The following is a 20392-nucleotide window of genomic DNA, read 5'->3' on the forward strand; positions in this document are numbered from 1 at the left end:
GGAGCGCGCATGACAGCGACCTTCCATGACCGCGTGCGCGCGGAACTCGCCGACATCGACGCCCAGGGGCTGACCAAGCCCGAGCGGGTCATCGCCTCCCGACAGGGGCCGGTGATCAAGGTCGGCGGCCGCGACGTGCTCAACTTCTGCGCCAACAACTATCTCGGCCTCGCCGGCGACGAGCGTGTCGTCCAGGCCGGGATTCGGGCCCAGCAGGAATGGGGCGCCGGCACCGCCTCGGTCCGCTTCATCTGCGGCACCCTCGAAATCCACAAACAGCTGGAACGGGCCATCGCCGACTATCTCGGCTTCGAGGATACGATCCTGTTCGCGGCCGCCTTCGACGCCAACGGCGGGATCTTCGAGCCGCTGTTCGGGGCCGAGGACGCCATCGTCTCCGACAGCCTCAACCACGCCTCGATCATCGACGGCGTCCGGTTGTGCAAGGCGAAGCGCTACCGGTTCGCCAACTCGGACATGGACGACCTCGAGGCCCAGCTGAAGCAGGCCCGGGCCGATGGCGCGAAAGAGATCGTCATCGCCACCGACGGCGCCTTCTCGATGGACGGCTATATCGCGAAGCTGAAGGACATCCGGGCGCTCGCGGACAAGTACGACGCCCTGATCATGGTCGACGACTGCCACGCCACCGGCTTCCTGGGACCGCAAGGGAAGGGCTCCTACGCCCACCACGGGGTCGAGGTCGACTTCGTCACCGGCACCTTCGGCAAGGCGCTGGGCGGGGCCATGGGCGGCTTCATCTGCGCGACCTCGGAGGTCGTCGCCCTGCTCAAGCAGCGCGCCCGGCCGTATTTGTTCTCGAACGCCCTCGCGCCTGCCGTGTGCGGGTCCAGCCTCGAGGCGATCCGCATCGCCGGCGGGGCCGAGGGCGACGCCCTGCGCACCCAGCTGTTCGCCAACGCCGCCCGCTATCGCGCCGCCATGACCGACGCCGGCTTCACCCTGTTGCCCGGCGAACACCCGATCATCCCGGTCATGCTCGGCGATGCGAAACTGGCCCAGGACCTGGCCGCCCGGATGCTGGAGCTCGGCGTCTACGTCATCGGCTTCAGCTTCCCGGTGGTGCCGCGCGGTCAGGCCCGCATCCGCACCCAGATGTCTGCGGCGCACACCTTCGAACAGATTGATCAAACGGTCGCGGCGTTTACGACGGCCGGCAAGGAATTGGGAGTGATCGCGTGACCGACACCATGAAGGCCCTGGCCAAGACCCGCCCTGAAGTCGGCCTCGAGCTGATCGACGCCCCGATCCCCGTCGCGGGCGACGAGGACGTGCTGATCAAGGTGCATCGCACCGCCGTCTGCGGCACCGACATCCACATCTGGAACTGGGACGAGTGGAGCCAGAAGAACGTCCCCGTGCCGATGATCACCGGCCACGAGTTCGCCGGCGAGATCGTCGCCATCGGCAAGGACGTCGACCGCCGTCTCAAGGTCGGCCAGCGGGTCTCGGCCGAGGGCCACGTCATCGATCTGAACTCGGAAGCGGCCCGCGCCGGTCACTTCCACCTCGACCCGGCGACCAAGGGCATCGGCGTCAACCGCCAGGGCGCCTTCGCCGAATACGTCGTGGCCCCGGCCTTCAACGTCATCGAGCTGCCCGACGACGTGCCCTATGAGATCGGCTCGATCCTCGACCCGTTCGGCAACGCCGTGCACACGGCCCAGCAGTTCGACCTGCTCGGCGAGGACGTGCTGGTCACCGGGGCCGGCCCGATCGGCATCATGGCCGCCGCCGTGGCCCGCCACGCCGGTGCCCGCACCGTGGTCCTGACCGACATCAACGACTTCCGCCTCGAGCTGGCCAACAAGGTCGCGCCCGGCGTGCGCACCGTGAACACCACCCGCGAGGATCTGCACGACGTCATCCCCGAACTGGGCATGAAGGTCGGCTTCGATGTCGCGCTGGAGATGTCGGGCTCGCCGATCGCCTTCAAACAGTGCGTCGACACCCTGATCATGGGCGGCGGCCTGGCCATGCTGGGTATTCCGTCGAAGCCGATGGAGACCGACTGGGGCGCCATCATCCTCAAGGCCCTGACCATCAAGGGCGTCTACGGCCGCGAGATGTTCACCACCTGGCGCAAGATGCTGGGCCTGCTCAAGGCCGGCCTGGACCTGCAGCCGCTGATCACCCACCAGATGAGCTATGACCGCTATCGCGAAGGGTTCGAAGCCATGCGCTCCGGCCAGTCCGGCAAGGTGGTGCTCGACTGGGACAAGGCGGCCTAGGACTCCCATGGCTGGCCCGATCGTGGCCTTCCTCGAAGGCGAGGGCGTGGATGGGCGCGGCCGGACGATTTTCGACGTGCTCGGCATGGATGACGCCGGGCTGGAGCTGACCCACGATTTCATCCAGTGGCTGTTCCCCCTGCCCGAGCCGTCAAGCGCCGTGCCGGACGCCCCGGTTCTGACCGCCGCGGACGTGGAGGCGATCCGCAACTCGATCCCGGCCCAGTGCGTCCTGGCCGCGGCGACCGACCGGATGGAGGCGTTCTATCGCGCCACCCACGCCTGGCTGCAGGCGCATGACCACAACCACCTGCGCATCACCCGCATCATCCGCTCGCTGCGGCTATTGCGCGGCGACGGAGAGGCGGACGCCTTCCGGGACGCCATCCTCTCCTTCGTCGAGGCGACGCGGGCGCCGGTCAGCGTCCGCAGCCGCGGCTACTGGGCGACCGCCTGAGATCAGGCGACGGTCGCCTCGTCCTTCTTCATCGTCGCCATGAAGACGATGACCACGAACAGCAGCATCGACAGCACCAGCATGATCTCCGAGGCGATCATCGCCGGCATGAAGACCGGCTTGCCCATCACGGCCAGAGCCAGCGTCGGCATCAGGATCAGGAAGCCCAGCACCGCCAGAGCGAAATGCACCATCGGCAGCCGGCCGCGTCCCGCCGCCGGGAAGGCGCGGTAGAACAGGCCGAACAGCATCATCGAGGCGAAGCCCAACAGGTTGATGTGGGCGTGCACGGGCCTCAGGACGAAGTCCTGGTTCGCGCCCATCCACACGCCCAGCGACATTCCGACCAGCGCCGACAGCACGCCGAGGCGCAGGAAATTATTCGATACCGAAATCATCTTCAGTCCCTCCAACGAACGGCGCTCCGTAGAGCGTCGTTCTCCCAAGGGCGCAAGTTACATCCCATTCAGCCTCACGGCGCAATCGGGGCCGTCCGTCACGCCGCCAACGCCTTGGCGAGCGCGCGCTCGAACCCGTCCGCTTCCGGCCCGGGCAGGACCTCGCAGAGGCGGCCGGTCTCGAACAGTTCGAACACTCGCGGATGGACGTAGGACGCCCGGCACACCGTCGGCGTATTGCCGAGCAGTCCCGCCACCGCCTTGACGCAGACGTTGATCCGCCGCTTCGCCTCGGTCGGTGAGGCCGGCGCCTCCATGTCGCGCAGGGCCCGCGCCGCCGACACCGTCCCCGCCCAGGTGCGGAAATCCTTGGCCGAGAACTGGTCTCCCATCGCCTCGCGAATATAGGCGTTCACATCGTCCGAGGTGACGGCGCTCAGCTCCCCGTCGGCGTCGCGATACTTGAACAGCTGCTGGCCCGGCAGTTCGCGCAGGCTGCGCACCACCGCCGCCAGCCGGCGGTCGCGGACCCTGACCTCGTGCTCCACCCCGCTCTTGCCCTTGAAGGCGAAGGTCAGGGCGGCGCCGTCGACCTCTAGATGCCGCTTGTGCAGCGTGGTCAGGCCATAGGATCGGTTCTGCTTCGCATACTGGGCGTTGCCGACCCGGATCAGGGTGATCTCCAGCAGCCGCACGGCCGTGGCCAGCACCTTCTCGCGGGAGATTCCCCGGCGGCCCAGATCCGCTTCGACCCGGCGGCGGAGCTTCGGCAGGGCCTTGGCGAAATCGGGCAGGCGCTCGAACTTGGTCTCGGCCGCGTGAGCGCTCCAGCCGGGATGGTAGCGGTACTGTTTGCGGCCCTTGACGTCGCGCCCGACGGCCTGGATGTGGCCGGAGGCGCGCGGACAGATCCATACGTCGGTCCAGGCCGGCGGGATCGCCAGCGCCCGGATGCGGTCCAGAACCTTCTCGTCCTCCACCGGCCGGCCCTGCGGGTCATGGTAGTGAAAGCCGTCGCCCGCCGCGGTCCGCCGGATGCCGGGCTGGTCGTCGCTGCACCAGGTCAGGCCGGCGGGGATGTCGGCGGGACCGGCGAACGTCACCCCTGGGCCTCGCGCAGGCGGGTGCGCAGATCGTTGATCCAGTCACGCCCGGCATCGCCGCCCCATAGATGCCACGCGATGAAGCCGGCCGAGGGCTGGTCGGGATCGGCCCAACGCCTGCCGCGCCTGTCGACGGCATGGCGGGCGAAATAGCTGTACATCGACTTGATGTCGCGATCGCTGACCGGCTCGCGTCCGACCAGCCCGTCGGCTCGCCGCACCCCGACATCCGTGCCGCCGCGTCCATGTTGTCCCCGCAGGTCGAGTCCCCGCCGGGCCGCCTCCGCCACCGCCGTCGGCGGCGTGCGGTCGTCGTCGGACAGGGCGGGGTGATCGATCATGGGCGGCTCCGGCTGGCTTGCGCAAACGACGGCGCAAGGCCACCAGTTCCTGCGCCCTTGACCCCGGGCCTGCGGCGGAGGAACAGCGGCCATGAACTATCGCCACAGCTTCCATGCCGGAAACTTCGCCGACCTCGTCAAGCACGCCCTCGTGCTGTGGCTGCTCGAGCGGCGGCAGGCCGTCGGCCCGGTCACGGTGATCGACACCCATGCCGGAGCCGGCGTCTATGACCTGACCGGCGACGCCGCCCGCTCGAAGGAAGCCGAGGCCGGCATCGCGCGCCTGATGGCCGCGACCGACCGTTCGCCGCTGGTCGACGCGCTGGCGAAGGAGGTCGCGCGGCTCAATCCGCATGGCGGCGCCAACCTGTATCCCGGCTCGCCGCTGCTCGTGGCGGGGCGGCTGCGGCCCACAGATCGATACGTCGGCTTCGAGTTGAATCCGCCGGTGCGCGATCTGCTGGAGCAGGCGCTGGAGCCGTTTCCACAGGCCGTGGGCATGGGTGGCGACGGCTATGATCAGGTCAGGGGCTGGGCCGCGCGGGCCCAGGGGGCCTTCGTCCTGATCGATCCGCCGTTCGAGCGCCCCGACGACTATCATCGCGCCGCCGACGCCGGGGCGGCGATCGTGCGCGCCGATCCGCGGGCCATGGTCGCAATCTGGACCCCGCTCAAGGACATGGAGACCTTCGACGGCTTTCTGCGCCGGCTCGATCAGGCCGGCGTGAAGCGGGTGCTGGTGGCGGAGGCGCGGATGCGCCCCATGTCCAATCCGATGAAGATGAACGGCTGCGCGGTCGTCGTGCTCAATCCCCCCGCCGGCGCCGAGGCGGCGGCGTCGGAGATCTGCGGCTGGGTGGCGGACCGGCTGGGCGACGCCGGGGCCCGGGCCGAGGTCTGGATGACCGGCGTGGAGACAGCCCGATGACGCGCGTCGCCATTGTTGAGACCGGCGCGCCGCCGCCGGCGCTGGCCGAACGGCACGGCGACTATCCCGCCATGTTCCGCGCCCTGCTGGGCGACGGGTACGAGATCGAGACCTTCAACATCCGGGCCGGCGAATGGCCGGACGCCGCGGCCTTCGACGCGGCCATCATCACCGGCTCGGCGGCGGGGGTGTACGAAACCGACGCCTGGATCGGCGACCTGCTGGACTGGATCCGCGGGGCCAGGGGGCGGACCCGGCTGATCGGGATCTGTTTCGGTCATCAGGCCATGGCGCAGGCGCTGGGCGGCCGGGTCGAGAAGTCGGACAGGGGCTGGGGCGTCGGCCTGCATCGCTACGACGTCGTGTCGAACGAGCCGTGGATGGCGCCGCCGGCGGCGACCGTGGCCATTCCGGTGTCCCACCAGGACCAGGTGGTCGAGAAGCCCGCGGATGCCCGGGTCATCCTGAGCAGCGCCTTCACCCCATTCGCCGGGCTGGCGTGGGACGAGGACGCGATCACCCTCCAGGGTCATCCTGAGTTCACCCCCGCCTACGCCGCCGATCTGACCGGCGGACGGCGCGAGCGGATCGGCGCGGCGATCGTGGACCCGGCGCTCGAGAGCCTGACCCGGCCGAACGACCGCGCCCTCGTCGGCGAATGGCTGAAGCGGTTCATCGGGACCCGCGTCGCCCGGTAGCGGGGTTCGCTAAACCTTGGGCAATATATGTGTGCGACGACCGACAGCTCACGTCGGATAGTCCATGTCCCTTCTTCGTATAATTGCGGCGAGTTTCGTTGTGCTCGCCGCCCTCGCCGGTGCGCCCCGGGGATTCGCCATGCCGCCGGCCGGCGTTGCGGGCTCCGTCGACGCGCTCAGCCTGGCCCGCGTGGTGGAGCGCCGCGCGGGGTCGACGAATTTCAGCGCACTTGAGGATTTCGGCCAGGCCGCCATGCGGCGCGGCGACCGTGAAGGTCTGAACCGGCTCTATCACGTGACCTGGACGATCCTGAACCAGGGTGAGTTCGAACGCGCCGCGGTCTGGAACCGGCGTCTGGCCGACGCCGCCCGGCAGCAGGGCGACGCCCGGTATGTCGACATCGCCCACCTGAATGACCTCACCGCCCGGTACGATCAGGGCGAGATCGAGGTCGCTGCCGAAATGAGCCGGTTCGCGCGGGATGGGCGGGACTGGTTCGTGCGGGCGCACGCCGCGCGGCTGGCGGCTCTCGCCCTCGTGGATGACGGCCGCATCGGCGAAGGTCTCGAGCTGTTGGCCCAGGCGCAGGCCGACATCCCCCGGAGCGATCCCTTCGCCGCGACCGCCCAGTCGGGCATCTGGGAAGTCGCCGGAATGGGTCTGAAGGACCTGAACGACGTCGACGGCGCCGCCGACGCCTTCCGCAAGTTCGAGATCGACTATTCCAATCCGGCCTACCCCCGGCCGGACTTCGACAGCCTCTACAATCTGACGGTGATGGCGGTGAAGGTCGGCGATCTCACCCACGCGGCCGAATACTACGCGGCCCATCACCGGCTGGCGGCGCGGTCCGACCTGCGGACGCTGGCGATCTACGACGCCAGCCTGTGCGCCACCGTCGCCAGTGCGCGCGGCGCCTCTCGCGAAGTCCTGGCCTGCCTTGAACCCTATGGCGAGAACCTGGGCACGGCGGCCTTCCTGGCCCTCGATGTCCTCCCCCTGAGGGCCATCGCCCGCGCCCGGACCGGCCAGACCGGGGCGGCGCGGCGGGATCTCGAGGCCCTGCGGCGGCTGGAGACGGCCATGCCCAATATCGAGATCGACCATGTCGAGGCCGAGGTGCTGTTCGCCGAGGGCCGGACCAGCGAGGCGTTCCGGACCCTGCGGGCGCACATGCTGGAGAGCGAAATCGTCTCGGCCCGAAATTTCAGCGCCGGAATCCATCAGGTGACGGGGGACATGCAGCAGCAGCTGGCCGAGCGCCGGCGGCAGCTGGAGACGGCCCGGACCAACACCAATCTGCAACGGGCCGTCATCGCCATCGGCATCGTCTTCCTGCTGTTCGCCATGGGTGTCGTGGCGTGGCAATGGCGTCAGGCCGAGCGGCTGCGGACGGCGCAACGGCGGGCGGAGGACGCCAACCGGGCCAAGAGCGAATTCCTCGCCAACATGAGCCACGAGATCCGCACGCCGTTGAACGGCGTGGTCTCGATGGCCGATTCCCTGACCCGCAGATCGCTCGGCGCCCAGGAACGGGAGATGGTTGAGCTGATCCGCACGTCGGGCGTGACCCTGGAGCGCCTGCTCTCGGACATCCTCGACAGCGCCCGGATCGAGTCGGGCCAGGTCGCGATCGAGCCCGCGCCGTTCGATCTGGAGCAGGCGGTCGGCGACATCGGCGCCCTGTGGCGCGTCAAGGCCGAGGACAAGGGCGTGGCCCTCCAGGTCGACTTCGATCCCGCTCTCTCCGGACTGGTCGAGGGCGACGCGATCCGGCTGCGCCAGGTGCTGACCAATCTCGTCAGCAATGCCCTCAAATTCACCAGCGCGGGCTCGGTCCGCCTGATCGTCGAGGCGGTGGCGGCGGACCGCGTCCGCTTCCGGGTCAGCGACACCGGCGTCGGCTTCGACACCGAGCAGCGGAGCCGGATCTTCCATCGTTTCCAGCAGGCCGACGGATCGATCACCCGCCGGTATGGCGGCACCGGACTGGGCCTCGCCATCTCCACCGCCCTTGTCGATCTGATGGGCGGCGATCTGGATTGCGAGAGCACCCCCGGCGCGGGCTCCAGCTTCTGGTTCGACATTCCGCTGCCGCGCGCCGAACAAGCTCCCCGGGAGGCGGCCGTTCCCGAGGCTGCGCGGGACATGACGGCCACGCCGCTGCGCATCCTGCTGGCTGACGACCATCCCGCCAACCGCAAGGTTGTCGAGATCATGCTGGGCGCGACCGAGATGGAGCTGGTCGCCGTCGAGGACGGGCTCAAGGCGATCGAGGCCTTCAGGGCCGGCGGCTTCGATCTGGTCCTGATGGACATGCAGATGCCGGTCATGGACGGTCTCACCGCCACCGCCGCCATCCGCGACCACGAGGCCGACCAGGGTCTGACGCGCACGCCGGTGGTGATGCTGACCGCCAACGCCATGGCCGAGCACGTCGAGGCGGGGCGCGCCGCCGGGGCGGACGCCCACCTGACCAAGCCGGTGACCATGACCAGTCTGTTCGCAGCCATCGGCGCGGCGCTGGAACCGGTCCGCGAGCCCGAGCCCGCCTGACACGTTGACAGGTTCCGTCAGGGCGTGGCGGCCCGGGCGCTGATATCGTCGGTCTCCCATCACCTGAGGAGGCGACCATGACCCCTGCCTACCGCACCCGCGACCTGCTTCTCGGCCTGTTCCTGATCATGACCGGCATCCTGATCGGCCTGACCTTCAACGCCTCTCCCAGCCGGGCCCAGAATGTCGGCGGGGAGGGCAGCTACCTGCAGGCAGACGGGGCGTGGTGGTACTGCACCGGCCGGAACTGCGCGACGGTCATGTTCAACCCCTACATCTGACTGGTCACGGCCACTTCACTACGGGCGGCATCGAACTGAGGATCGACTCGACGTTGCCGCCCGTCTTGAGGCCGAACATGGTGCCCCGGTCGTAGAGCAGGTTGAACTCGACGTAGCGGCCGCGCCGGACCAGCTGCTCCTCGCGCTCCTCCGCCGTCCACGGCTCGGCCATGCGGCGGGCGACGATCTCCGGATAGACCGCCAGGAAGGCCTCGCCCACGTCCCGGGTGAAGGCGAAGTCGCGGGCGCGGTCGCCGCTGTCGAGATGGTCGTAGAAGACGCCGCCCGTGCCGCGCGGCTCGTTGCGGTGGGGGAGGAAGAAGTAGTCGTCGCACCAGGCCTTGAACTTCGCGTGCCACGCCGGGTCGTGGGCGTCGCAGGCCGCCTTCAGGGCGGCGTGGAAGGCGACGGTGTCGGGGGCGTCGTCGCGCCGGTCGATCTCGAGCACCGGGGTCAGGTCGGCCCCGCCGCCGAACCAGCCCTGGGTCGTGGCGATGAAGCGGGTGTTCATGTGCACGGCCGGGATGCGCGGGCTGACCGGGTGGGCGATCAGGCTGATCCCGGTGGCGAAGAAGCGCGGATCGTCTGCCGCGCCCGGGACCGTCCTCGCATAGTCGGTCGGGAAGGTCCCGTGCACGGTCGAGACGTGAACGCCGGCCTTTTCGAACAGCCGGCCGTGCATCATCCCCATCACCCCGCCGCCGCCTTCGGCGCGGTCCCAGGGGGTGCGCACGAAGCGGCCCGGTTCGCCGGGGAAGAGGTCGGCGGAGGCTTGGTCCTCCAGCGCCTCAAAGGCGGCGTGGATGCGGTCGCGCAGGGCCTCGAACCAGGCGCGGGCCTCGATCTTGAGCTGGGCGAGCGGGTCGGAGGCGTCAGTCATGGCGAGGCTTGTAGGGGGTCCCGCCGAACCGGTGAAGTGCGGCCTTTTCATTGGCCCTGGAAACCGCCGGGCAGAGGCGGCGCCGAAGGCTGCGCGCCTCGGTCGCCGGTTGACGCGCCGCCATCCTCTGCCACTGTCCCGCGTCGCTGTTGGGGAGTCACTCATGATCCGCGCCGTCCTGCTGTCCACCGCCGCCGTTCTCGTGACGGCCATCCCCGCACTGGCGCAGGACGAGGCCGCCGCGCGGCGCATCCTCGAACGGACGCCGCTGATCGACGGGCACAACGACCTGCCGTGGGCGCTGCGCCAGCAGCACGGCAATGATCCGCACGCGGTCGACCTGACCGCCAATCTCGACGCTTCGACCGAGCTGCATACGGACATCCCGCGTCTGCGCGCCGGTGGCGTCGGCGGCCAGTTCTGGTCGGTCTATGTGCCGGCCAGCCTCACGCCGGTGGAAGCGGCCAAGGCCACCTTCGAGCAGATCGACACGGTCAAGCGCCTCGTCGCCGCCCACCCGGACGTGTTCGAACTGGCCACCACGGCCGACGACATCCAGCGCATTCACCGGCGCGGGAAGATCGCCTCGCTGATCGGCATGGAGGGCGGCTATTCGATCGCCGATTCGCTGGGTCTGCTGCGCGAGTTCCACGACGCCGGCGCGCGCTACATGACGCTGACCCATTCGGCGACGACGAGCTGGGCCGACAGCGCCACCGACGCGCCGAAATGGGGCGGGCTCAACGCCTTCGGCGAAGAGGTGGTCCGCGAGATGAACCGCCTCGGCATGATGGTCGACCTGAGCCACGTCTCCGAGGAGACCATGCTGGACGCCATGCGGGTTTCCGGGGCCCCGGTGATCTTCTCCCACTCGTCGGCGCGGGCGGTGACGGCGCATCCGCGCAACGTCCCGGACAGCGTGCTGCGTCTGCTGCCCGAGGATGGCGGCGTCGTAATGGTCACCTTCGTGCCCGGCTTCATCAATGAAGAGGTGCGAGCTTGGGGCGCGGCCCGGTCGGCCGAGGACGCCCGGCTGAAATCATTGAATCCGGGCGATCCGGATGCCGTCACAGCGGGCATCAAGGCGTGGATCGCGGCCCATCCCGCCCCGCGCGCCGGGGTCGAGGACGTCGTGGCCCACATCCAGCACGTCCGCGACGTCGCCGGGATCGACCACGTCGGCCTCGGCGGCGATTTCGACGGCGTGGGCAGCCTGCCCGTCGGAGTCGAGGGCGTGGACGCCTATCCGCGCATCCTCGCCGCCCTGATGGCCAACGGATGGAGCGAGGCCGATATCCGCAAGCTGGCGGGGGAGAACGTGTTGCGGGTCATGCGCCGGGTCGAGGCGGTGGCGGCGAACCAGAACGGCGCACGGCCGAGCCTGGCCAGGCTTTCGGAAGCCGGCGCACCCGAGTGACGCGTGTTCCGGGCGGTCCGGAACCATCGCGTGAGCCTGCCGTTCAAGGCGGTTGAGTCGGGAACCCTGTATGTCGGTCGTCACATTTCTTGAGTCACAGGGCGGTCCCGATGGCCCCACGCTCGCCGATATCGAGCGTGTTGCCCTGGGCGAGAGCGAGCACCGGGCGAGGGCCATGCTCGATGCCCTGCCGGCGGCGGTCTACACCACCGACGCCGAGGGCCGGATCACCTACTACAATGAAGCCGCCGTGGTCTTTTCAGGCCGGGAGCCGGTGATCGGCAGCGATTCGTGGTGCGTCAGCTGGAAGCTGTTCCAGCCGGACGGAACCCCGATGCCGCACGACGAGTGCCCCATGGCGCTGGCGTTGCGTCGCCGCACCCCCAGCCACGGCGAGTACGAGGCGGTGGCCGAACGGCCCGATGGAACGCGCGTCCCCTTCATTCCCTATGCGACGCCCCTGTTCGGCCGCGACGGCGCGCTGACCGGCGGCATCAACATGCTGGTCGACATCTCGGAGCGGAAGAAGGCGGAAGAGCATCAGCTGCTGATGATCAACGAGCTGAACCACCGGGTGAAGAACACGCTGGCGGTGGTGCAGTCGCTGGCCCACCTGACCCTCCGGAACGACACCGCTCCGGGCGCGCTGCGCGACTTCGAGGCCAGGCTTCACGCCATGTCCGCCGCGCATGACGTCCTGACGTCGCGGAACTGGGCCGGCGCGCCGCTGGCCGACCTCGTCCGGCGGGCCCTGGACCCGCACTGCGCCCATCCGGACTGCTACACGGCGAACGGCCCGGACATCGACCTGCCGCCGCAGACCGCCGTGGCCCTGTCGATGGCGCTGCACGAGCTGTGCACCAACGCCATCAAGCACGGATCCCTGTCCGCCGGGGCCGGCTCTGTCGACGTCGCCTGGACTTGCGACGATGGCGACCGGCTGTCGCTGACCTGGACCGAGCGCGGCGGACCGCCGGTCAGCCCGCCGACGCGGCGTGGCTTCGGCGTGCAGATGCTGGAACGTGCGCTGGCGCATGAATTCAACGGCTCGGTGACGCTCGACTTCGCGCCCGAGGGGCTGAGGTGCCACATCGCCGGTCCGCTCAAGCCGGCCTGACCGTCAGTCAGTCAGGCCGCCGACCTGCTTCAGACCTTCCCACAGCGCGATCCCGGCGCTGACCGACAGGTTCAGCGATCGGGCTTCGGGGCGAAGGGGAATCACCACTCGCGCGTCCGCCGCCTCATGCACGAAATCCGGCGCGCCCGAGGATTCGCTGCCGAACAGCAGGGTGTCGTCCGCCTCCAGGCGGAAATCGTGCAGCGGCGTCGCACCCTTCGTCGTGAACAGGACCAGCCGCCCGGGTCCGCGGTCCCGCTGGAACTCGTCCCAGCCGGGATGACGCACCATGTGTCCCAAGGGGCCGTAGTCCAGCGCGGCGCGCTTCATCGCCCGGTCGTCGAAGTGGAAACCGGTCGGCTCGATGACATGCAATTCCACGCCGAAACAGGCGCTCAGACGGATGCAGGCGCCGACGTTCTGCGGAATGGCCGGTTGAAAAAGGGCGAGACGCATTCTAAGGCCCTCATACGCGCGGCCTGGGGGCTTGTCGCGGCTCGAATTGCGAGCGTTTCTCACGAAGCGTCAGCACATTGCGGCGATGCGCCGCAAAGCCGGGCCGGGCCAGCCATCCGGGAATTCGCTAAGGAACGACAGCGTTGAAACGGCGCGCCGCAGGGCGACGCCGCCAACCGCTCAGGAGACGAATCGGTGGCTGCAGACCAGGGCGACCTGACCTATCAGGATCCCAATCGTAGAGATTTCATCCACATCGCGGCCGGCGCCGCGGCGGTGGGCGCCGGGGCCATGGCCGTGTGGCCGCTGGTCAATTCGATGAACCCGGCCGCCGACACCCTGGCGCTGTCGACCATCGAGTTCGACCTGACCAAGGTCCAGGAAGGCCAGCAGGTCGTCATCAAGTGGCAGGGCAAGCCGGTGTTCGTGCGCTACCGCACCCCGGCTGAGATCGAGCGCGCCCGCGCCGACGATCGCGCCGGCCTCAAGGACCCGCAGGCGGACGCCGACCGCGTCAAGCCGGGCCACCAGCAGTATCTCGTCGTCATCGGCTCGTGCACCCACCTGGGCTGCGTGCCGACGTTCGGCGCCGGCGATTTTGGCGGCTGGTTCTGCCCCTGCCACGGATCGCACTACGACACCTCGGGCCGCATCCGGAAAGGTCCGGCGCCGAAGAACCTGGTCGTGCCGACCTATGACTATGTGTCCGACACCCGCGTGAAAATCGGCTGAGGACGGGCAAGAGAACGATGAGCGATCACGAATCCACCTACGTCCCCAAGACCGGCATCGAGAAGTGGTTTGACAGCCGCCTGCCGATCATCCGCTTCGGCGCCGACTACATGGCGCTGCCGACCCCGAAGAACCTCAACTACTGGTGGACCTTCGGCGGCATCCTGGCCCTGTGCCTCGTGGTGCAGATCGCCACGGGCATCATCCTGGCCATGCACTATGTGCCGAACACCGAGATGGCTTTCGCCTCGGTCGAACGGATCATGCGTGACGTCAACGGCGGCGACCTGATCCGCTACACCCACGCCAACGGGGCCTCGATGTTCTTCATCGCGGTCTACCTGCACATGCTGCGCGGGCTGTACTACGGCTCGTACAAGGCGCCGCGCGAGATGATCTGGATCATCGGTTGCGTGATCTTCTTCCTGATGATCGCCACCGCCTTCCTCGGCTACGTCCTGCCGTGGGGCCAGATGTCGTTCTGGGGCGCCGAGGTGATCACCAATCTGATCGGGGCCATCCCGGTCGTCGGCGAGCCGATCCTGATCTGGCTGCGCGGCGGGCCGGCCATCGACAACGCCACGCTGAACCGCTTCTTCTCGCTGCACTACCTGCTGCCGTTCGTCATCGCCGGCTGCGTGGTCCTGCACCTGTGGGCCCTGCACCACGCCGGCCAGAACAACCCGGTCGGCATCCTGATCCCCAAGGACCGGATGGCCAAGGACACGGTGCCCTTCCACCCCTACTTCACGGTCAAGGACGGCTTCGCCGTCATCCTGTTCCTGATCCTGTTCGCGGTGTTCGTCTTCTACCTGCCGAACGCCCTGGGCCACGCTGACAACTACATCCCGGCCAACCCGCTGCAGACCCCGGCGCACATCGTGCCCGAATGGTACATGCTGCCCTTCTACGCGATCCTGCGCGCCATCCCCGACAAGTTCGGCGGCGTGGTGGCGATGTTCGGCTCCATCGGCGTGCTGTTCATCCTGCCGTGGCTGGATACGTCCAAGGTGCGCTCGATGCGCTACCGCCCGGCGATGCGGACCTTCTTCGTGATCTTCGTGCTGGTCGGCATGGGTCTCGGCTGGTGCGGGGCGCAGCTGCCCGACGCGCCCGTCGTCCCCGGCATGCCCAGCTTCGTGCTCTTCGACGGGGCGGTGAACAGCTACCTGTGGCTGACCCGGCTGCTGACGGCCTACTACTTCCTGTTCTTCCTGGTGCTGATGCCGATCGTCGGCCTGCGCGAGACCCCGAGGCCGATCCCGGCGACCATCTCCGAACCGGTTCTGCCGGGCGGGGACGCCCTGACCGCCGCCGCGCCGGCCTCGCCCGAGAAGAAGGGCTGAACGCGACCATGACCCTCAAGACGAACATCCAGTCGATGAAAAAGACCCTGGTCCTGATCGCCGCCGCGGCCGGCCTGTCGCTGATGGCGGCCCAGCCCGCCCTCGCTTCGGGCGGCGCCGAGCACCCGCGCAAGGGCGGCTTCAGCTTCGAGGGCCCGTTCGGGACCTTCGACCAGGCCCAGTTGCAGCGCGGCTACAAGGTCTACCGCGAGGTCTGCGCGTCCTGCCACAGCATGGACCTGATGCATTTCCGCACCCTGGCCGAGCCGGGCGGCCCCTTCTACGACGCGCACCAGGTCAATCCGGCCGAGAACCGCTTCGTCAAGGTGCTGGCCGCCGAGGTCCAGGTGCCGGACATCGACAGCGAGACCGGCGAGGCGATCATGCGCGACGCCGTCCCGGCCGATAAATTCCCCAACCCCTATCCGAACGCCACGGCTGCGGCCGCGGGCAACGGCGGGGCGGCTCCGCCGGACCTGTCGGTCATGGCCAAGGCGCGCCACGACGGGGCCAACTACATCTACTCGCTGCTGTCCGGCTATCGCGCCGCCCCGGCAGGCCTCGAGATCCGGCCGGGCCAGTACTACAACCCCTACATGGCCGGCGACCTGACGCCGTTCGTGGCCGAGGGCGCCCACGTGCCGCCGGGCGGCTTCATCGCCATGCCGCCGCCGCTGGCCAACGGTCAGGTGACCTATGACGACGGCTCGGCCGAAACGGTCGACCAGTACGCCAGGGACGTCGCCGCCTTCATCGCCTGGGCTTCGGACCCCAAGCAGGTCCAGCGCAAACAGTCGGGCATGGGCGTGCTGATCTTCCTGATCCTGTTCGCCGGCGTGACCTACGTCAGCTACCGCCGCATCTGGAAGGGCGTCGCCCACTAGGCTTCCGCCCTCCAGCGCAGACCGATCGACCCGCCGGGGCCTCAGCGCCGGCGGGTTTTTCGTGCGCGCTTGCGTGAGTCGGAAAAGAACTTTATGATATAAAGCGACTAGGGAGGAAGACCATGTCCAGGGGTTCGCGGATTTCGATGACGGCGCTGGCCGCCTGTTTCCTGCTCGCCGTTCCGACGATGGCGTCGGCCCAGGCGATGCAGCCGGCGGGCACGGCGGAGCAGCGCCAGGCGATGCAGACGCTGTCGTGGATGGATGGCGAATGGGTCGGGGAGGCCACGGTCTCGATGGGTCCGGGCCGGACCTCGACCCATCCGCACACCGAGCGGATCGGTCCGATGCTCGGCGGCTCGATCAGGGTGATCGAAGGGCGCAGCACGAACGATGACGGCACGGTCGCCTTCAACGCCTTCGCCGTGGTGTCCTGGGACGACGCGACCGACAGCTATGTGATGCGCTCCTACGCCAACGGGCAGGCGGCCGACTTCCCGCTCGAAGCCACGGCCGACGGGTTCCGCTGGACCATTCCGAGCCGCGGCGGGGAGATGCGCTACGTCACTGTGTTGAAGGACGGCGAATGGGTCGAGACCGGCGACTTCGTCATGCCGGGCCGCGATCCGATGAGGGTGATCGAGTTGCGTCTGCGCCGCCGCGGCGACACCGGTTGGCCGGCGGCCGACGCGGTCATCCCGTGATCGACAGGCGGAGATCGACGCCCTAACGTCCGGCCGGGTCTGTTTTTCGGCTGAGGGTGTTTCCGTCCATGCGTCTCCTTTCGACCGTCGCCGCGCTCGCCGCCGGCGCCCTGATCTCCGCCTGCGCCAGCACGGGGGGCGAGCCGTCCGCGCCCGCCGCCGCTCTCGACGCCGCCCGTCTGTCCGAACACGCCCGGGTGCTGTCGGACGACAGCTTCCAGGGACGCGGCATCGGCACGCCGGCCGAGGACATGGTGGTCCGCTACCTGAGCGAACAGTACGCCGCCGCCGGCTTCGAGCCGGGCGGCGAGAACGGCGGCTGGACCCAGGACGTCACCCTGAACCGCTTCACCGCCTCGAACATCAGCGCCGCGTTCAAGGTCGGCGAGGAGACCATTCCGCTTACGCAGGGCGAACAGATCGTGGTCTCGACCCGGCTGCCCGGCGATCACGTGATGCTGGCCGACGCGCCGCTGGTGTTCGTGGGCTACGGCATCAAGGCGCCGGAGCGGAACTGGGACGACTTCAAGGACGTCGACGTGCGCGGCAAGGTCATCGTGGTGCTGGTCAATGACGCGGACTTCGAACAGCCCGAGTTGGACACCTTCAACGGCCGGGCCATGACCTACTACGGCCGCTGGACCTACAAGTACGAGGAAGCGGCGCGGCAGGGCGCGGCGGGCGTCATCATCGTGCATGAGACCGCGCCGGCCTCGTACGGCTGGGCCACCGTCAACAACAGCTGGGCCGGGCCGCAGTTCGATATCGTGCGCGAGAACGCCGCGGCCGAGCGGGTACCGCTGGAAAGCTGGATGCAGCGCGACGTGGCCGTCGACCTGTTCCGTCGGGCCGGGCTGGATTTCGAGGCCCTGAAGACCCAGGCGCGGAGCCGCGACTTCCGCCCGGTCGAGTTGCCCGGCGCGACCTTCAACGGCATGTTCGATGTGGCCGCCAGCCAGATCGTCACCAAGAACGTCATCGCCCGCCTGCCGGGGACGACGCATCCGGACGAGACCATCCTCTACACCGCTCACTGGGACCACATCGGGGTGGGCGAGCCGGACGCCAATGGCGACGCCATCTTCAACGGCGCGGTCGACAACGCCACCGGCACCGCCGGCCTGCTGGAGCTGGCCCGCGTCTGGGGCGCCGGACCGCGGCCGGAGCGCTCGATCGTGATGATCAGCTTCACCGCCGAGGAGAGCGGCCTGCTGGGCTCGGAATACTACGCCGCCAATCCGGTCTGGCCGCTGGAGACCACCGTGGCCGGCTTCAACATGGACGCCATGAACGTCTACGGCCGGGTCGAGGACCTGGGCGTGATCGGCTACGGCCAGTCCGAACTGGACGAACTCCTGGCCGCCGCCGCCGCCCGTCAGGGCCGGGAAGTCGCGCCCGACGCCAATCCTGCCGCCGGCAGCTATTTCCGCAGCGACCATTTCCCGCTGGCCAAGCGTGGGGTGCCGATGGCCTACGCCGAGGGCGGCGGCGACTTCCGCGACCCGCCGATGGCGCCGCGCGAGGCGGCCCGGGACGAGTACGGCGCCAAACGCTATCACCAGGCCGACGACGAATGGTCGGCCGACTGGGACCTGGCGGGCCAGATCGAGGATCTGGAGGTCGCCCTGTGGATCGGCCGGGACCTCGCCAACAGCCGCGACTGGCCGGGTTGGAAGCCGGGGTCGGAATTCGGTCCGGCCCGGGCGGCGAGCGCGGCCGCCCGCCGCTAGGCGGACATGACGAAAACTTAACGAGCGGTCCGCCGGGGCCGCCCTAGAGTGCGCGGCATCAATCCGGGGATGGAGTTTCCCATATGCTTCGCAAGATGATGGGCGGCGTCGCTGTCGCCGCCGTGCTTCTGGCCGCCGGCATGGCGACGGCCCAGGACTTCTCGGCCGAGCGGATCAGCAACGACATCCGCACCATCAGCGCCGACGAATACCAGGGCCGCTACCCCGGCACCGAGGGCGAGCGCATGACGCTGGCCTGGCTGCAGGCCCAGTACGAGGCCATGGGCCTCGAGCCCGGCGGCCCGGACGGCCAGTGGCTGCAGCCGGTGGCCCTGAAGCGCTTCACGCCGGTCGAGGGCGCGGCCAGCGCCAGCTGGACCGGCCCGGACGGCGTCAGCCATCCGCTGGCGGTCGGAACCGACGTCACCCTGCGCGCCATCAGCAACGACGGCCAGGCCTCGATCAGCAACGCCCCGGTGGTGTTCGCCGGCTACGGCATCACCGCGCCGGAGCGGAACTGGGACGACTACGGCGACATCGACGTGCGCGGCAAGGTCGTGGTCGTCGTGCCGGGCGAGCCCGAAGGCGAGCTGTTCAACGGCGAATACGACACCAACTACGAATCCGGCGCCTACAAGGCTGACGAAGCCTTCCGCCGCGGCGCGGTCGGCATCGTCACCCTCGTGCCCGGGGCCGCGGACTCGCCGATGTGGCAGCGGACGGTGCGGGGCGCGACCCGTACCCGCACCTTGACGCCGGGAGCGGCCGATCTCGAATTCTCGATGGCCACCAACCACGACGTCGCGCTGCAGTGGGCCACGGCGGCCGGCCTCGACATGGGCCGATTGGCCAGTGTTGGTTCCGGCGCCTTCAAGGCCGTGCCGGTGAACGGCGTCAGCCTGTCGGTCGAGGCGGCGGAGACCATCGACACCCTGGTCACCCACAACCTGCTGGCGCGCTTGCCGGGCGCCGAGCGTCCGGATGAAACCATCATCTATTCGGCCCACTGGGATCACGTCGGCGGCGAGACCCAGCACCCCGAGACCCCGGGCGACGACAAGATCTTCAACGGGGCCTGGGACAACGCCTCCGGCACGGTGGGCGTGGTCGAGATGGCCCGCCAGCTGAGCCAGGCGCCTCGCCCCGAGCGCTCGATCGTCTTCGCCCACATGGCGGCCGAGGAGATGGGGCTGATGGGCGCCTACGGCTACGCCGCCGATCCGGTGTACCCGCTGGCGACGACAGTGGCCGACATCAACATCGACATGCTGCCGCTGTCGGGGCCGACGAAGGACATCCCGATCTTCGGCAAGGGCCAGAACGATCTGGAGGACCGGCTGCAGGCGCTGGCCGAGCCGCTGGGCCGCTATGTCTCGGACGACCACATGCCGGAACAGGGCTTCTACTACCGCTCGGATCACTTCCCCTTCGCGCGCGCCGGCGTGCCCGCCCTCATGCCGTGGCATGGCTGGGATTGGGTCGAGGGTGGTCGGGAAGCGGGCGAGGCCGCGTGGCGCGCCAAGTTCGGGGCCGACTACCACAAGACGTCCGACGAATGGTCGCCCGAGCTGAACTTCACCTCGGCGGTCGAAAACCTGACCCTGCTGTATCATCTGGGTCTGGACCTCGCGAACAGCGAGGACTGGCCGGGCTGGAAGTCGACCTCGGAATTCGCCCAGGTGCGCGCCCGTACGGACGCCGCGCGCCAGTGACGGCGACCATACGGCCCCTGACCGGCGACGGCTCGCCGCCGGTCGAGGGATCGTATCCGCAGGCGGTCGAGGTGACCGGCCCGACCCGCTGGCTCTACCTGTCCGGCCAGATTCCTGTCGCGCCTGACGGCTCTCTGGCCGCCGGGTTCACCGGCCAGTGCGAACAGGTCTGGGACAATATCGAGACCCAACTGACCGCCGCCGGCATGACGCTGGACAACTTGGTCAAGGTGACGACCTTCCTGTCGGACCGGCGTTACGCCCTGGAGAACCGCGAAGTCCGGGTGCGGCGGCTGGCCGGTCGACAGCCGGCCCTGACGGTGATCGTCACCGGCATCTTCGACGAGGCCTGGCTGGTCGAGATCGAGGCCGTGGCGGCGGCGTAACGCCGCCTTGCCC

The 20392-nt window shown here is 69.0% G+C and carries 21 protein-coding genes; 16 read left to right on the forward strand and 5 right to left on the reverse strand.

Features of this window, described 5'->3' with window-relative positions; genetic code table 11:
• The first annotated feature begins 9 nt into the window (after window positions 1-9).
• From ACSQ1L_RS11535 to ACSQ1L_RS11545, 3 genes are read left to right on the forward strand one after another with little or no spacing between them, the layout of a single operon-like run.
• Window positions 10-1203, forward strand: coding sequence for a glycine C-acetyltransferase (locus ACSQ1L_RS11535; RefSeq protein ID WP_435994888.1), 1194 nt, complete (start codon window positions 10-12; stop codon window positions 1201-1203).
• Window positions 1200-2252 (forward strand): L-threonine 3-dehydrogenase, encoded by a 1053-nt coding sequence (tdh, locus tag ACSQ1L_RS11540; protein ID WP_435994889.1) that lies wholly within the window; start codon window positions 1200-1202, stop codon window positions 2250-2252. The genes ACSQ1L_RS11535 and tdh overlap by 4 nt, the downstream gene beginning before the upstream one ends.
• A 7-nt stretch (window positions 2253-2259) precedes the next feature.
• Window positions 2260-2709, forward strand: a complete 450-nt coding sequence (locus ACSQ1L_RS11545) for an opioid growth factor receptor-related protein (RefSeq protein ID WP_435994890.1) — start codon at window positions 2260-2262, stop codon at window positions 2707-2709.
• Between the two features lie 2 nt (window positions 2710-2711).
• Here ACSQ1L_RS11545 and ACSQ1L_RS11550 read toward each other — a convergent pair whose 3' ends face one another.
• The 3 genes from ACSQ1L_RS11550 to ACSQ1L_RS11560 all read right to left on the reverse strand — a co-directional run bounded on the left by ACSQ1L_RS11550 (window position 2712) and on the right by ACSQ1L_RS11560 (window position 4551).
• Window positions 2712-3107, reverse strand: a complete 396-nt coding sequence (locus tag ACSQ1L_RS11550; RefSeq protein WP_435994891.1) for a hypothetical protein — start codon at window positions 3105-3107, stop codon at window positions 2712-2714.
• Window positions 3108-3205: 98 nt separating this feature from the next.
• Window positions 3206-4210, reverse strand: coding sequence for a DNA topoisomerase IB (locus ACSQ1L_RS11555; RefSeq protein WP_435994892.1), 1005 nt, complete (start codon window positions 4208-4210; stop codon window positions 3206-3208).
• Window positions 4207-4551, reverse strand: coding sequence for a hypothetical protein (locus ACSQ1L_RS11560; protein WP_435994893.1), 345 nt, complete (start codon window positions 4549-4551; stop codon window positions 4207-4209). Before ACSQ1L_RS11560 ends, ACSQ1L_RS11555 begins: the two co-directional genes overlap by 4 nt.
• Before the next feature lie 91 nt (window positions 4552-4642).
• Here ACSQ1L_RS11560 and rlmJ point away from each other — a divergent pair, with 91 nt between their 5' ends.
• The 4 genes from rlmJ (at window position 4643) to ACSQ1L_RS11580 (ending at window position 9015) form a co-directional block, all read left to right on the forward strand.
• Window positions 4643-5479 carry a 23S rRNA (adenine(2030)-N(6))-methyltransferase RlmJ gene (gene rlmJ / locus ACSQ1L_RS11565; protein WP_435994894.1) on the forward strand — a complete coding sequence of 279 codons (837 nt, stop codon included), beginning with the start codon at window positions 4643-4645 and terminating at the stop codon, window positions 5477-5479.
• Entirely contained in the window at window positions 5476-6177 is a 702-nt protein-coding gene (locus ACSQ1L_RS11570) for a glutamine amidotransferase-related protein (protein ID WP_435994895.1), read from the forward strand. Before rlmJ ends, ACSQ1L_RS11570 begins: the two co-directional genes overlap by 4 nt.
• 64 nt (window positions 6178-6241) lie before the next feature.
• A complete protein-coding gene (locus ACSQ1L_RS11575) occupies window positions 6242-8734 on the forward strand; it encodes an ATP-binding protein (RefSeq protein ID WP_435994896.1) in 2493 nt (830 codons plus the stop codon).
• Window positions 8735-8811: 77 nt separating this feature from the next.
• Window positions 8812-9015, forward strand: coding sequence for a hypothetical protein (locus tag ACSQ1L_RS11580; RefSeq protein WP_435994897.1), 204 nt, complete (start codon window positions 8812-8814; stop codon window positions 9013-9015).
• A 4-nt stretch (window positions 9016-9019) separates the two neighbouring features.
• Here ACSQ1L_RS11580 and hemF read toward each other — a convergent pair whose 3' ends face one another.
• Window positions 9020-9895 (reverse strand): oxygen-dependent coproporphyrinogen oxidase, encoded by an 876-nt coding sequence (gene hemF / locus ACSQ1L_RS11585; protein WP_435994898.1) that lies wholly within the window; start codon window positions 9893-9895, stop codon window positions 9020-9022.
• A 163-nt stretch (window positions 9896-10058) separates the two neighbouring features.
• Between hemF and ACSQ1L_RS11590 the strand changes: the two genes are divergently transcribed.
• Both ACSQ1L_RS11590 and ACSQ1L_RS11595 read left to right on the forward strand, forming a co-directional pair.
• Window positions 10059-11312: a dipeptidase gene (locus tag ACSQ1L_RS11590; protein ID WP_435994899.1), complete on the forward strand. Its 1254-nt coding sequence runs from the start codon at window positions 10059-10061 to the stop codon at window positions 11310-11312.
• 70 nt (window positions 11313-11382) lie between these two features.
• Window positions 11383-12429, forward strand: coding sequence for a sensor histidine kinase (locus ACSQ1L_RS11595; protein ID WP_435994900.1), 1047 nt, complete (start codon window positions 11383-11385; stop codon window positions 12427-12429).
• 3 nt (window positions 12430-12432) lie between these two features.
• On the opposite strand, the gene ACSQ1L_RS11600 is transcribed toward ACSQ1L_RS11595, so the two are convergent.
• Window positions 12433-12885, reverse strand: coding sequence for a tRNA (cytidine(34)-2'-O)-methyltransferase (locus ACSQ1L_RS11600; protein ID WP_435994901.1), 453 nt, complete (start codon window positions 12883-12885; stop codon window positions 12433-12435).
• 195 nt (window positions 12886-13080) lie between these two features.
• On the opposite strand from ACSQ1L_RS11600, the gene petA reads away from it, so the two are divergent.
• From petA to ACSQ1L_RS11635, 7 genes are all read left to right on the forward strand, one after another.
• Window positions 13081-13617 carry a ubiquinol-cytochrome c reductase iron-sulfur subunit gene (gene petA / locus ACSQ1L_RS11605; protein WP_435994902.1) on the forward strand — a complete coding sequence of 179 codons (537 nt, stop codon included), beginning with the start codon at window positions 13081-13083 and terminating at the stop codon, window positions 13615-13617.
• A gap of 17 nt (window positions 13618-13634) precedes the next feature.
• Window positions 13635-14963 (forward strand): cytochrome b, encoded by a 1329-nt coding sequence (locus ACSQ1L_RS11610; RefSeq protein WP_435994903.1) that lies wholly within the window; start codon window positions 13635-13637, stop codon window positions 14961-14963.
• Between the two features lie 8 nt (window positions 14964-14971).
• Complete coding sequence (locus ACSQ1L_RS11615) at window positions 14972-15847, forward strand: cytochrome c1 (RefSeq protein ID WP_435994904.1); 876 nt, start codon at window positions 14972-14974, stop codon at window positions 15845-15847.
• Window positions 15848-15969: 122 nt separating this feature from the next.
• A complete protein-coding gene (locus ACSQ1L_RS11620) occupies window positions 15970-16551 on the forward strand; it encodes a DUF1579 domain-containing protein (RefSeq protein WP_435994905.1) in 582 nt (193 codons plus the stop codon).
• Window positions 16552-16619: 68 nt separating this feature from the next.
• Entirely contained in the window at window positions 16620-18281 is a 1662-nt protein-coding gene (locus ACSQ1L_RS11625) for a M28 family metallopeptidase (RefSeq protein ID WP_435994906.1), read from the forward strand.
• Between the two features lie 83 nt (window positions 18282-18364).
• Window positions 18365-19993, forward strand: coding sequence for a M28 family peptidase (locus ACSQ1L_RS11630; RefSeq protein WP_435994907.1), 1629 nt, complete (start codon window positions 18365-18367; stop codon window positions 19991-19993).
• Complete coding sequence (locus ACSQ1L_RS11635; protein WP_435994908.1) at window positions 19990-20379, forward strand: RidA family protein; 390 nt, start codon at window positions 19990-19992, stop codon at window positions 20377-20379. The genes ACSQ1L_RS11630 and ACSQ1L_RS11635 overlap by 4 nt, the downstream gene beginning before the upstream one ends.
• Window positions 20380-20392: the final 13 nt, after the last annotated feature.

Source organism: Brevundimonas sp. LjRoot202 (assembly GCF_964253355.1).
Lineage (GTDB): Bacteria > Pseudomonadota > Alphaproteobacteria > Caulobacterales > Caulobacteraceae > Brevundimonas.